The 12,722-nt window shown below is 69.0% G+C and carries 9 protein-coding genes; 4 read left to right on the top strand and 5 right to left on the bottom strand.

Going from position 1 to position 12,722, the window contains the following annotated elements:
• Positions 1 to 123: 123 nt before the first annotated feature.
• Positions 124 to 1,479, bottom strand: a complete 1,356-nt coding sequence (gene gabT, locus ACFUTU_RS20335) for a 4-aminobutyrate--2-oxoglutarate transaminase (RefSeq protein WP_377967613.1) — start codon at positions 1,477 to 1,479, stop codon at positions 124 to 126.
• A 95-nt stretch (positions 1,480 to 1,574) separates the two neighbouring features.
• Positions 1,575 to 3,005 carry an aminobutyraldehyde dehydrogenase gene (locus ACFUTU_RS20330; RefSeq protein WP_377967611.1) on the bottom strand — a complete coding sequence of 477 codons (1,431 nt, stop codon included), beginning with the start codon at positions 3,003 to 3,005 and terminating at the stop codon, positions 1,575 to 1,577.
• 142 nt (positions 3,006 to 3,147) lie between these two features.
• On the opposite strand from ACFUTU_RS20330, the gene ACFUTU_RS20325 reads away from it, so the two are divergent.
• Positions 3,148 to 4,584 carry a PucR family transcriptional regulator gene (locus tag ACFUTU_RS20325; RefSeq protein WP_377967609.1) on the top strand — a complete coding sequence of 479 codons (1,437 nt, stop codon included), beginning with the start codon at positions 3,148 to 3,150 and terminating at the stop codon, positions 4,582 to 4,584.
• A 70-nt stretch (positions 4,585 to 4,654) separates the two neighbouring features.
• On the opposite strand, the gene ACFUTU_RS20320 is transcribed toward ACFUTU_RS20325, so the two are convergent.
• Genes ACFUTU_RS20320 through ACFUTU_RS20310 form a run of 3 tightly spaced genes read right to left on the bottom strand, consistent with a single transcriptional unit; the run spans position 4,655 to position 9,222 of the window.
• A complete protein-coding gene (locus ACFUTU_RS20320) occupies positions 4,655 to 4,933 on the bottom strand; it encodes a YciI family protein (protein ID WP_377967607.1) in 279 nt (92 codons plus the stop codon).
• Between the two features lie 10 nt (positions 4,934 to 4,943).
• Entirely contained in the window at positions 4,944 to 7,565 is a 2,622-nt protein-coding gene (locus ACFUTU_RS20315) for a PEP/pyruvate-binding domain-containing protein (protein WP_377967605.1), read from the bottom strand.
• A 19-nt stretch (positions 7,566 to 7,584) separates the two neighbouring features.
• The gene (locus tag ACFUTU_RS20310) at positions 7,585 to 9,222 is read right to left on the bottom strand and encodes a CHAD domain-containing protein (protein WP_377967603.1); all 1,638 of its coding nucleotides are present in this window, start codon (positions 9,220 to 9,222) and stop codon (positions 7,585 to 7,587) included.
• A 144-nt stretch (positions 9,223 to 9,366) separates the two neighbouring features.
• Between ACFUTU_RS20310 and ACFUTU_RS20305 the strand changes: the two genes are divergently transcribed.
• The 3 genes from ACFUTU_RS20305 (at position 9,367) to ACFUTU_RS20295 (ending at position 12,686) form a co-directional block, all read left to right on the top strand.
• Entirely contained in the window at positions 9,367 to 10,668 is a 1,302-nt protein-coding gene (locus ACFUTU_RS20305) for an MFS transporter (RefSeq protein WP_377967601.1), read from the top strand.
• Positions 10,669 to 10,682: 14 nt separating this feature from the next.
• A complete protein-coding gene (locus ACFUTU_RS20300) occupies positions 10,683 to 11,363 on the top strand; it encodes a FadR/GntR family transcriptional regulator (protein ID WP_377967599.1) in 681 nt (226 codons plus the stop codon).
• A 75-nt stretch (positions 11,364 to 11,438) separates the two neighbouring features.
• Positions 11,439 to 12,686 carry an AI-2E family transporter gene (locus tag ACFUTU_RS20295; protein ID WP_377967597.1) on the top strand — a complete coding sequence of 416 codons (1,248 nt, stop codon included), beginning with the start codon at positions 11,439 to 11,441 and terminating at the stop codon, positions 12,684 to 12,686.
• Positions 12,687 to 12,722 lie beyond the last annotated feature (36 nt).

The following is a 12,722-nucleotide window of genomic DNA, read 5'->3' as shown; positions in this document are numbered from 1 at the left end:
CCTTTGGTACCCGGCCCGCCGTCGTCGTCAATCCGGTGCGTTCAGCGCGAACGAACAGTTGTGGCCCTATTTTGAGTCCGTTGCGGGGCCACAACTGTACGTTCGCGCCTAGTGGGGGTGGAGCTACGCGTTGGCCTTGATGGCCGCGGCGAGGACCTCCAGGCCGTCCAGCAGCAGCTCGTCGCTGATCACCAGCGGCGGCAGCAGGCGGATGACGTTGCCGTAGGTGCCGCAGGTCAGGATGATGACGCCTTCCTTGAGGCAGGCGGCGGCAACAGCCTTGGTCAGATCCGGGTTGGGCTCCTTCGAACCGGCCTGGACCAGCTCGATGGCGAGCATGGCGCCGCGGCCGCGGATGTCGCCGATCACCGAAACTTCGCTGGCGAGTTCGCGCAGCTTGCCGAAGGAGAGTTCCTCGATGTGCTTGGCGCGGCCGTTGAGGTCGTATTCCTGCATGGAACCGATCGAGGCCAGCGCGGCGGCGCAGGCCACCGGGTTGCCGCCGTAGGTGCCGCCGAGGCCGCCCGGGTGGACGGCGTCGAGCAGGTCCGCGCGGCCCGTGATCGCGGACAGCGGCATGCCGCCGGCGATGCCCTTGGCCATGGTGATGATGTCCGGAACGATGCCCTCGTGGTCCACGGCGAACCATTCGCCGGTGCGGCAGAAACCGGACTGGACCTCGTCGGCGATGAACACGATGCCCTTTTCCTTGGCCCACGCGGACAGCGCCGGCAGGAAGCCCTCGGCCGGGACAATGAAGCCGCCCTCGCCCTGGATCGGCTCGATGATGATGGCGGCCACCTGGTCGCCGCCGATCTGCTTCTCGATCGCGGTGATGGCGCGCTTGGCGGCCTCGGCGCCGGTGATCTCCGGGTTCTCCTCGCGGAACGGGTAGCTCATCGGCATGCGGTAGACCTCGGGCGCGAACGGGCCGAAGTTGGTCTTGTACGGCATGGCCTTCGCGGTCAGCGCCATGGTCAGGTTGGTGCGGCCGTGGTAGGCGTGGTCAAAGGCGACGATGGCGTCCCGGCCGGTGGCGAGGCGTGCCACCTTGATGGCGTTTTCCACGGCTTCGGCGCCGGAGTTGAACAGGACGGTCCGCTTTTCGTGGGTGCCCGGGGTGAGCTTGTTCAGTTGCTCGGCGACCGCGACGTAGCCCTCGTAGGGCGTGACCATGAAGCAGGTGTGGGTGAAGTGCTCCACGGCCTCCTTCACGGCACCGACGACGGCGGGATCGGACGCGCCGACGCTGGTCACCGCGATGCCCGAGCCGAGGTCGATGAAGGAGTTGCCGTCGACGTCGTGGATGATTCCGCCGTCAGCGTCAGCGACGTAGACCGGAACGCTGGAAGCGACGCCGGCGGCGACCACTGCCTTGCGGCGTTCGGTCAGCGCGACGGACTTGGGGCCCGGGAAGTCGGCCTGGACGCGGCGCTTCTGCTCGAGGCGGTAGGTGATTTCGTTGGCAGTGGTGGTCATGGGGGTTTCTTTCTTTACTGCGTTGGTGGGCCCACGCCAGCCGGTTCCCTGGCCGGGCAGAGCGAGGTTAGGGGCTGGTGGGGAGGGGGGACTCGTCAGGCGTCCAGTGCGGACATCACGTGCTTGATGCGGGTGTAGTCCTCCACGCCGTACATGGAGAGGTCCTTGCCGTAGCCGGACTGCTTGAAGCCGCCGTGGGGCATTTCAGCGGTGAGGAGGATGTGCGTGTTGATCCAGACCGCACCGAAGTCCAGATCGCGGCTGAGGCGCATGGCCGTGCCGTGGTCGCTGGTCCAGACGCTGGACGCCAGTGCATAGTCGACGTCATTGGCCAGCTCAACCGCTTCCTGCTCCGTGCTGAACTTCTGCACGGTGATGACCGGGCCGAACGTCTCCTTCTGCACGATGTCGTCCGTCTGCTTGGCGCCGGTGACGATGGTGGGTTCGAAGAAGTACCCCTTCTCCCCGGCGCGGTGGCCGCCGGTTTCGATCCGGCAGTGGGCCGGGAGCGAATCCACGGCGGCGGTGACGGCCTTGAAGTGGTTGACATTGTTCAGCGGACCGAAGTAGTTGTCCTCGTCGTTCTGCGAACCGGTGTGCAGCGTCTTGGTGTGTTCCACCATGGCTGCCACGAGGTCGTCATGCACCGAATCCTCAGCCAGGACCCGGGTGATGGCCGTGCAGTCCTGGCCGGCGTTGAAGAACGCGAACTCGGCGATGGCCGCGGCGCTCTTCTTGATGTCGGCGTCCTTGAAGACGATGGCCGGGGCCTTGCCGCCCAGTTCCAGGTGTGCCCGCTTGAGGCCCTTCGCCGCGCCGCTGGCGACGGCGATGCCGGCACGCACGGAGCCGGTGATGGAAACCAGGCCGGGGACCTTGTGCTCCACCATCAGCGCACCGGTTTCGCCGGTGCCCAGGATGACATTCAGGACGCCGGCCGGCAGGATGTCCGCGGCCAGGCGCGCCAGGACCAGCGTGGATTCGGGCGTGGTGTCGGACGGCTTCAGGACCACGGTGTTGCCCGCTGCGAGCGCGGGGCCGATCTTCCAGATGGCCATCAGGAACGGGTAGTTCCAGGGCGCCACCTGGGCCACGACGCCGATCGGCTCACGGCGGACGAAGGAGGTGTGGCCCTCGAAGTACTCGCCGGCGGACTTGCCTTCGAGGATGCGGGCGGCACCGGCGAAGAAGCGCAGCTGGTCGGCGCCGGCGGCCACTTCCTCGGACGCGATCAGGGAACGGACCTGGCCGGTGTTGCGGTGCTGGGCATCGACAAGTTCGTCGCTGTTGGCCTCGATGGCGTCGGCGAGCTTGAGCAGCATGAGCTGGCGCTGGCCGGGCGTCACGTGCTTCCAGGACTTGAAGGCGTCCTTGGCGGCAGCCATGGCGGCGTCGACGTCGGCCTCCACTGATACCGGCGACTTCGCCACGACATCGCCGGTCACGGGGTTCACGATGTCGATCAGGCCCGTGCCGGCGGGCTTGACGAACTCTCCGTTGATGAAGTTCTGCAAGGTTTGAACCACGGTGTACAACCTCTTTCGTCCTGAATAGTGTGATGCGGCTGACTCGAGCCTATTCCAGCCCGACACCCCGGGGAATAGCCACCTGCACACCCTTGAACGTGTGCTTTAGTGCGATCGGCCAGCATCCCGCTACCCTTGATCCATGGCAATTTCCCTTGCGGCGCTGCTGGCCGTGCAGTCTCTGGGACTCAAGAAATCCAGCCTCGCAGAGACCACCTCCCACCAGGACATCCGCTGGGTTGCAGTCACCGAACTGGAGGACCCGCAGCGCTTCCTCAACGGCGGCGAACTGGTGCTGACTACCGGGCTGCGTATGAAAAGCGCCCCCGAACAGCGCCGCTTTGTGCGCCAGGTCCAGCGCGCCGGGGCCGTCGGAATCGGCTTCGGCGTGGGCCTCTCGCACGACGCCGTTCCCCCGGCGCTGGTCGCGGAGGCGAACCGCTGGGGGCTGCCGGTGGTCGAAGTCCCCTACGGCACCCCGTTCATCGCCATCAGCAAGCTGGTGGCCGACGCCCAGTCAGCGGACCACTACTCAAAGCTGGAGCGGCTCATCGCCGGGCACCAGATCCTGGCCCGCGCGCTGCTCACCGGAGGCGGCCTCGCCGAGCTGCTGCGCCACCTGGGCGGGATGCTCCGCACGGAGATCGCCCTCACCCAGTTCACCGCCCAGCTGTACAACAGCGGCAGCGAGCCGCCCTCCGCCGAGTCCTGGACCACATATCCCATCCCCACTGGACGCCGCGACGCCTGCACGCTGTGGGTCAAGCAGCCTTTCGAGGACTCTGGCATCATCGGCTACGCGCAGAACCTCATCAGCGTGGAGCTCAACAACATGGTCAAGCAGCGCCAGGCGGAGCGCGCGCTCTGCGGCCAGGTGCTGGAGGACGTGATCCACGGGACGCTGGACCCCAGCGAGGCCCAGCGCCGCCTTGCCGGGACGGGCATCAACAGCACCCGCAAGAACGTGGTGATCCTGGCCGGCTCCGAGGCGCACCACAAGCAGCTGGTCAGCTCCTCACTGCCGCAGGCACTCGAGAACGCGGTGACCGCCGTCGTCGGAAAGGACCTCGTGACGGTGGTGCCCGACGACGGTCGCGGCGCCACAGCGATGGCAAAGAGCCTCAGCGACCACCTCGCCGAAGCCGGCATTCACGCGACCATCGGCATCGGCGGGGCGTACACCAAGCCGAACGGCCTGCGCTGGAGCTACTTCGAGGCGCGTGACGCGGCCAGCCACGGGCTGCCGGTGAACGAGCCGGAGCGGCTCAGCCTGACGTCTTTGCTCCTGGCCAGCGAGGACGTCCCGCTGGCGGACATGGCCAACGAGTCACTGGACCCGCTGCGCAGCTTCGACGCCGCCCACGGCGCCGAACTGATGGCCACGCTGGAGAGCTACCTGAACAACAACGGTTCCGTTGCAGCAGTCGCCGAGGCCCTGACCCTGCACCGGAACACGGTCCGCTACCGGCTGGCACAGATTACCGAACTCACCGGCTACGACCCCTCCGTCACCGCGGACCGGGTACAGCTCTGGCTGGCCCTTGCAGTCGCCCGTCTCGGCGCGCGCCCCGCGGGCTGAGCCGCCGCGCCCCGGCACCGCAGGTCACAGCGAACCGCGGGCAAAGCCGTCCAGCCGTCCAGCCAGGCACCTACTCGAAACGCACGGCATCCCAGTCGAGGATGCGCGGCTCTGCAAGGCCCTCGGTGACGAAAGGATCTCCGGCGATGAAGCGTTCGGCGTCCTCACGCGTTGTGAAGATTCCCATGGATGAGCCGGCCGGGTCCGGAGCCTGGAACGGGCCGAGCGCGACGAGCCCGCCGCCGGCGGCGCGGAACTCCTCGTAGTAGGCCTTGTGGCGGGGGAACGTTTCCATCACGCGTGAACGGTCCACGCCCACACGCAGGCTGTACATCACAACGGATTCCATGGACGTGATCCTAGCGGCCGGCGCCGGCGTTCCGGGAGGGTCCTGCCAGGGTGACCGTCCCCGCCGATCCATCCACGGTGACGGTGTCCCCGGTATGAATCAGCCGAGTCGCGTCGGGGACACCGACGACGGCGGGAATCCCGTATTCGCGGGCCACCACGGCACCGTGGGAAATAGGTCCGCCCATCTCCATGACGAGCGCCCCGGCGGTCATGAACAGCGGCGTCCACCCGGGATCCGTCGACGGCGCCACAAGGATTTCACCCGGCTCCAGGTCGGCGCCGGCCGGGTCCAGGATGACCCTCGCCCTGCCGGTGACGGTGCCGGCCGAGGCCGCCGCCCCGGCAAGCGTTCCCGGCGCTCCGGCTGAAGCAGCCCGGGTCTGCGCGGCCATGGCCGCCTCGACGTCGGTGCCGTCCGAAAGCAGCACGCGCGGGATGTGCCGGCGCCGCATCTCGCGCTGGTAGTTCCGGCGGCGTTCGGTGACGAGACCGCCGAGGTCGGCGCCGCGCAGGCCGACACGGGCTTCGGTGAGGTCCAGGAAGAAGATGTCGTCGGCTGCAAAGATCCGGCCTGCGTCTGCGAGGTCCTCGCCCACGAGCCGGAGCTGGTGGCGGAGCACGGCGAAGGCCTCGATCAGCCGGAATTTGGGATACTCGCGCATTCCTGCCGTTTCGCGGGCGCGCCGCAGGCTGTGGGCAACAATCCTTCCCGTCATCCTGCCCCTGGAGCGGGCGGCCCGTTCAGCCAGTTCCGCGGCCTTGGCTTCGGCCTTTTCCGCAGCCCGCTGGAAGAGCCGGTCCGGGGCCAAATCCGGGTCCGCCAGCTTCAGGTAATTCGCCAGGACGTTGATGATGTGTGCGGGATCCTCGCCCCACCGCGGAACGCCGAGGTCGATTTCGGCCACCGCGCGGTGTCCGTACCTGTCGAGGAATCCGTGCAGCACTGCCTGGCAGACGGCGGGCAGCGTGCCCTCGAGGTAGCGGCCGGCCAGCACCTGCGGGTCCGCCCCGGTCAGGGCGCTGAAGGACTCCGCGTCCTGGCGGATCACGGTGGCGGCGTGCCAGAGCTCCAGGTCCATCTCCGTGGTCACGTTGTGCGGCAAGCCGCGAAGCACGGCCTGCAGGTCCCCGGCTTTGGCGAGCCGGCCCAGCAGCAGCCGGGCAAGACCCAGCCAGATGTACCCTGCAGCGGCCGGAGGCAGCGCCCGCATCACGGCGGGCGTGAGGTCTTTGGTGAGGAGTCGTTCCACGAAATCCAGCCGCGCGACTCCGGAGGCCGGTTCCGGCAGGACCAGCAGCCGGTCCAGGTCGTCCCCCGATTCGGTGACGCGCTCCATCGCGGCGGCGGGATTGGCCATTGCGCGGAGGGTATGGCCCAGCAGGCCCAGCGGCGGCGAGGTACGGAGCCCTGCTTTCAGGGACGCAAGGCGGGACGCCTTGGCGGGGGCAAAGCGGGGGTCTGCCGCCAGGTAGGCCAGCACGTCCACGGATCTGGCATCGGCCACCTTCATGGCCCTCTGCAGTCCGCGCCTCCCGCCCTTGCTGCGCAGCAGCGGGGTGATGTCAACATACATGCGCATCCCGATCCGGGCGGACCTGTACGCGGCCGGCGCGCCGCCGGCCGACCGGCTGCTGTCGCTCCGGCTGCTGTCGCTCATCAGGGTGAAGGATGCCAGCCCCATCGGGGTCAGCGGCCGGGTCAGCCCCTGCAGCAGGCTGGCACACAGGTACGCCCGTACCCCGTCGTCGCTGGCGGGCTCGGGCAGGGGAAACAGCGTCGTGATCGGACGGGATTGCACAACCCTGATCCCGCCGTCCGGCCCGACGGCCCACTCCAGGTCCTGCGGCTGGCCGAAGCGTTCTTCTGCGAGGGTCCCGAGCCTGGCCAGCGACCGGATCTGGTGATCCGTCAGGCACGCCTGCTGCCCGCCGTCGCGCACGCTCCGCCGGAGGATCTCCCCGCTGGCCGCATCCACCGTGAACTGGTCCGGGTTCACAGCCCCGCTGACCAGTGCCGCGCCCAGGCCGGGCGCCGCGTCGATCACGGTCTCCCCGCGCCGGCCGGTCAGCGGGTTGGCCGTGAACATCACCCCGGCCACGTCGGCGTCCACCATTTCCTGAACAACGACGGCGATCCCCGCCGGCCGCTGGTCCATCCCGTGGTCTGCGCGGTAGGCCACCGCCCGGTCCGTCCACAGCGAGGCCCAGCAGCGGCGCACGGCATCCAGCACAGCCTCCGGGCCGGCGACGTTGAGATAGGTGTCCAGCTGGCCGGCGAAGCTGGCCTCCGGGAGGTCCTCGGCGGTGGCCGACGACCGCACCGCCACCACAGTGTCGCTGCCCAGACCGGCGTAAGCCGCACGGATGGCCACGGCGATGTCTTCGGGAACCGGGAAGGCCTCCAGTCTGCTGCGTATCTGCTCCGCGGGCGCCGAAGGTTCCACTCCTGCCGCCTCCGCCACCCGCCGGTACGCCGCGGTGGTGACGCAGAAGCCGGGCGGAACGGGCAGTCCGGCGGCCAGCAGCACGCCGAGGCTGGCGGCCTTGCCGCCCACGTCGGCCAGCATGCCGGCGTCCACGCGGGCAAGACCGATGACGGTGCCCGCGGGGCTGGAGTCGCGCCGCTCCACGTCCGTTCCCGCCGTTACGCTAGGTGAGCCCGCGCCGGATCAGTTTCCGGGACTTCCGGTGCGCCTTGCGGTATTTCGCTTCGGCCTTCGCCGCACTTTTCTCCTCCCGCTTGAGGAGTGCAGCATACGCCGCGGCCACCGGCTCCGGCAGGTCGGGGCCGCCGGCGAGCTTCCCCAGGAAAATACGCGCCATCACGCCATCGTGGTGGTCGCCGAGGATTTTCTGCTGCTTGTGCGCGGCCTTGGCCAGCCTGGCGGCGCGCCGCCCGAAGACAGGATCCAGGGTCTCGGCAGCATGCCGCAGCCGCTTGGCATCCTTCCGGACCTGGTGCAGTGCGGTTTCGTGCACGGTGGCGTCCCGGAGTTCCATGCCGGGCCTTTCGGCCGCGCCGTCCTTGACCTGGCGGGCCGACTTATGGGCGCGGCGCAGCCGTCTGGCCGACTTGCCCACCAGCTTGCCGGCGGCCTTGCGCGCCGGCGCCGATGCAGCCGGGCGGACGGGCGGGTGGTCGCGGAAGTCTTCGAGGTCGTCAAGGAGGCGGAAGTAGCGGTCGGTCAGAAGCACCTCCTGCGTCCTGCGGTAACCGGCATCCAGCCTGGCGCCCAGTTCACGCTCGATCCGCCGCTTCACGTCGTCGGCCGGCTCCCCCGGCGGAAGCTTTCCGACGCTGATCCGTAGCCGGTCCTGCATGACCTCGGCGTCGCGGGGCGTGCCGAGGATCCGTCCCAGCCATTTGAGCTCGTCGCGGATCCTTCCCACCGCGGCGCGCCCATAGAGCTTCCGGTAGACCCCGAGAGCGGACCGCACGCGGCGGGTGGCCGACCGCATCGCATGGACGGCGTCCGGTTCCTCCAGCCGCACCCGGGCGTCATTGGCCAGGATTTCGCTGATCTGCCCGGCCAGGTATTCGCTGACGACGGCGGACGCAGGCCACTTCTTGCCCGGTATCGCGCCGCCGGGCTGCTTTCCCCCGTTGTCAGTCTCCTGCGGGACCTTTCCCGGTGCAGCGGCCTGCCCCGGTACACCGGACTGCCCCAGTGCCCGCCGCAGCTTGGACCCGTGTGCCGACGGCCGTGCTCCGGCCTCGGCCAGGACGGCTTCGGCTGCTGCGAACACCTCCCGCTGGCCGTGGACCAGCTCGAGCTCCCATTCGCGCCATTGCTGCGTCCGGTCCGTCGCCTCCTGGCCTGCCCCCTGCAGGAGCTCGGCCTCCACGGTGTCGTCCGCAAGGTCGGCGAGATGCACGCCGTCGTCCCCGTAAAGCGCATGGGTGGTGCGCCGTGTATTCAGCCGGGCCACGGGCACCGGGTCCGAGCCGCGGAGGTAGGCGTGGAGGTGGGCCAGCAGTTTCCCGGGAACGACGTCGGCCTGGCCCAGCGGGGCGTGGATCTCCTGGCGGGGACCGGGTCCCTCGTCCCTGGCAGGTCCGGGCGGAAGCTTCACATGCCAGCCGGCGTCGGCCCCGCCGCTGCGGCGCCGGAGGGTGATGCCGCGGCCGGCGAGGACCAGGTCCGCCGTGTCGAAGTAGATTGCCTCAAGCCGGACCTCGTGCGGTTCGCCAACCCGGCCCACGCCGGGAATGGCGGCGAGGTCGGGCAGCGCCGTGCCGGCGTCGACGTCGTACTTCTTCTCGGTTTCCAGGCCTTCGGCTCTCATGGCTGGGCGGCGTCCTTTCCCATTGCCGGGGTTGCTGAGCTCGCGGTGCTGCTGCTGGCCTGAGTCTATGCCCGGGCCGGAGCACCTGCGAGAGTTTCCCCACAAAGTTCTAGACATCAAACGTCTTACGTCTAGCCTTAAGGGATGGCGACCACTTCCTCAGCACCCCCGACCCTGGCCACGCACGCGACCAACCCGCGGGGCGCCGTCGTCGCCGGCGTCATCGCCCTGGTGCTCATCGGGCTGAACCTGCGGGCCGGGATCACCGGCGCCTCGGCCCTGCTGCACGACCTCCAGCAGGTTCTGGGCTATGGTCCGCTGGTCGCCTCGCTCATCCCTTCCATTCCCACGCTCTGCTTCGCCGTGGCCGGAGCCGCGACGTCGTGGCTGACAGGGAAGCTCGGCGTCGAGAAGGCGATCCTGCTCGCGCTCGGCATGCTGGCAGGCGGGCTGCTGGTCCGGGGCATTCCCACCACGGGGATGCTGGTGCTGGGCACAGTGGTGGGCATGTCCGGCCTGGCCGTGTGCAACGTGTCCATGCCGTCCTTCATCCGCGAGCACTTCGCCGCCCGCACCTCGCTCATGACGGCCGTCTACACGGTGACCATGACCAGCGGTGCCACCGTCATGGCCGTCGTCGTGGTTCCGCTGTCGCAGCTGCTGGGGTCGCCGTCGGCTGGCCTGGGCACCATCGGCATCCTCGCCCTCTCAGCGTTCCTGGGCTTCCTTCCCGTGACCCTGCACGCCCACCGCAACACGGTGCGGAAATCGGCCGGACACGTCTCCCCGTGGCCGCTGCTCCGGACCAAGACCGGGCTGCTGCTGACCGCCATTTTCACCCTGCAGGCGCTGCTGGCCTACGCACTGCTCAGCTGGTTCCCGTACATGCTCACCACCATGGGCCTCAGTGCCACGGACAGCGCCTTCATGTTCGGCATCATGCAGCTGGTCTCGGTTCCGGCCGGCATGGTGCTGATCGCCATCGGTTCCCGGCCGCGGATGCTGCGGCCCGCCGTCTACATGGCCACGCTCACCATGACCGCCGGCGTTACCGCGCTCCTCGCCCTCCCCGCTTCGCTGGCCGTCATTCCGGCCGTACTGCTGGGGTTTGGCCTCGGCATCTTCCCGCTGGTCATGGTGATCATCAGCCGCAGCGGCCGGAACACTGCGGAGACCACGGCACTGTCCACGCTGGCGCAGTCCACGGGCTACCTCCTGGCCACCGTCGGACCGTTCGGCATGGGCCTGCTGCACAGCGCCACGGGAAGCTGGATGCTGCCGCTGGCACTGCTCCTGGTCATCGCCGTGGTGCAGATTGTGGTGGCACACCTGCTGAGCAGCGGCCGCGCCGCCGGTGTGCGGGCGTCAGGATCCGCCGCCGTTACCCCCACCGCCGGAACCGGCATTCCGGGACCGGTGCCGCCGGAACGGGCGCCGGCGGAATGAAAGAATAGGACGCCATGACCCTGAGCACGTCGCACCGCCCGCCGCTGGCGGACGAAGTCACCGCCAAACTCCGCGAGATGATCCAGACTGGCGAGTGGCCGCTCCAGCAGCGCATCCCGTCCGAAACGGAACTCATGAGCGGGCTGGGCGTGTCCCGCGGAACACTGCGTGAAGCCGTCAAGGCCCTGGCCCACAGCGGCATGCTCGAGGTCCGCCGCGGCGACGGGACCTACGTCCGCGCCACCAGCGAAATCTCCGGAGCCGCCCGCCGGCTCTACAAGGAGCACACCAACGAACACGTCCTGGAAGTCCGCGTGGGGCTGGACACCCAGGCCGCCCGCCTCGCCGCCCGGCATGCCACGGCCGACGACGTCGCCGCCATGCGCGCGCTGCTCACCGAGCGTGCCGAGGCATGGCACGCCGGGGATTATGCGGGCTGGGCCCGCGCCGACTGGGGCTTCCACGAGCGGCTGGCACAGGCCTCCGGCAATCCCCTCCTGCACGAGCTCTACGTCAGCTTCGGCGACGTCTTCCACGCCGACCTGCTGAAGCAGCATATGCGCCCGGGTTTCAACGGCCTGCCGGACGCCGGCCACGGCGAACTCGTGGACGCCGTCGAAGCACACGACGGCGATGCAGCCGTGGCCAGCGTGCACCGGAACCTCAATTCCTGCGCGGACTGGCTGCGGGAGTAGCGGGCCTTCGCCGAACAAGAAGTAGGCTTACTAATCAAGCCAGTCGTCTGATTGACCTGATGAGTAGGAGTTCCGATGGCCCGCACAGCAAGACTGTCCGAGCAAGATCCGCCCCAAGAGCTCGCACCCGGCCCACCCGCGCCCACTCCGGCCGCACCCGGCCCGCCCCCGCCCACTCCGGCTGCACCCGGCCCGCCCACGCACGGCAAAGCCGCCCAGCCGGAACACAGGACTCCAAGGGAACTGTGGTCCGACAGCCTGGGAAGAGTGGGGATCCGCTGCGCCCAGGTGCTGCTGATCCTTGCCGTGGCGGCCGTGTCCATTTACGGCCTCCTGCAGGTCCGGCTGCTGGTCATCCCCGTGCTGATCGCGCTGATCCTGGCCGCCGCCATCGGCCCCTTCGTCAACCTGCTCCGGCGCCGCGGCCTGCCAGGCGGAGCCGCCACGGCCGTGGCATTCGTGGCCCTGCTGGTCCTGCTGGCCGGCGTCGGCACCGTGATCTACTTCTCCGTCCGCAGCCAGTGGGGCGAACTGGTCCAGCAGGCTTCCAAAGGACTGGACGAACTGGAAACCTTCCTCCTGTCCGGCCCGCTCGGCCTGGAGCGCGAGCAGCTGAACCAGGCCCGGGAAGGTGCCGTCCAGTTCGCCACGAGCAGCCAGGTCCGGTCCGGCGCCATCACCGGCCTGTCCATGGTTACGGAGTTCCTCGCCGGCGCGACCCTCATGGTGGTGATCCTGTTCTTCTTCCTCAAGGACGGCGCGAAGATCTGGAACTTCCTGCTGCGCCCGTTCTCCGGGGAACGTGAGGCGAGGCTGCGGCGCGTTGGCAAGCGGACGCTCGAGGTCCTGGGCGGCTATGTCCGCGGCACGGCCATCGTGGCACTCGTAGACACCGTTGCCATAGGCGCGGCGCTGCTGATCCTGCAGGTGCCGCTGGCCCTCCCGCTGGCCATCATCGTGTTCATCGGAGCCTTCATTCCCCTTGTCGGGGCCACGGTGGCCGGGATCCTCGCGGCGCTGGTGGCACTGGTCGCCAACGGGCCGGTGGTGGCGCTGATCGTGGTGGCAGTGGTCATCGCGGTGAACCAGCTTGAAGGCGACCTGCTGCAGCCGATCGTCATGGGCAAGTCGCTGCAGCTCCATGCCCTGGTCATCCTCATGGCCCTGACCGCCGGCACCATCCTGGCGGGGATCATCGGAGCCGTCCTGTCCGTCCCGCTGGCCGCCGTGACCTGGGCGATCATCCAGGTGTGGACCGCCGAGGACCCCCGCCTCCAGGACATGAACCCGGACCTGCCGCCGGCAGACACCCAGCCGACCTAGCCTCACCTGCGGGGGTGATAAGCGCACGACGGCGGC

It is taken from the genome of Arthrobacter sp. NPDC057388, from assembly GCF_042668165.1.
Taxonomy (GTDB): Bacteria; Actinomycetota; Actinomycetes; order Actinomycetales; family Micrococcaceae; genus Arthrobacter.
This window is presented reverse-complemented; position numbering and strand designations above follow the sequence as displayed.

Excerpts from the sequence above, each read along its gene's own strand:
- gabT (WP_377967613.1), bottom strand. The coding sequence starts at position 1,479 with ATGACCACCACTGCCAACGAAATCACCTACCGCCTCGAGCAGAAGCGC.
- ACFUTU_RS20325 (WP_377967609.1), top strand. The coding sequence starts at position 3,148 with ATGGCAATTTCCCTTGCGGCGCTGCTGGCCGTGCAGTCTCTGGGACTC.
- ACFUTU_RS20320 (WP_377967607.1), bottom strand. The coding sequence starts at position 4,933 with ATGGAATCCGTTGTGATGTACAGCCTGCGTGTGGGCGTGGACCGTTCA.
- ACFUTU_RS20310 (WP_377967603.1), bottom strand. The coding sequence starts at position 9,222 with ATGAGAGCCGAAGGCCTGGAAACCGAGAAGAAGTACGACGTCGACGCC.
- ACFUTU_RS20305 (WP_377967601.1), top strand. The coding sequence starts at position 9,367 with ATGGCGACCACTTCCTCAGCACCCCCGACCCTGGCCACGCACGCGACC.
- ACFUTU_RS20300 (WP_377967599.1), top strand. The coding sequence starts at position 10,683 with ATGACCCTGAGCACGTCGCACCGCCCGCCGCTGGCGGACGAAGTCACC.
- ACFUTU_RS20295 (WP_377967597.1), top strand. The coding sequence starts at position 11,439 with ATGGCCCGCACAGCAAGACTGTCCGAGCAAGATCCGCCCCAAGAGCTC.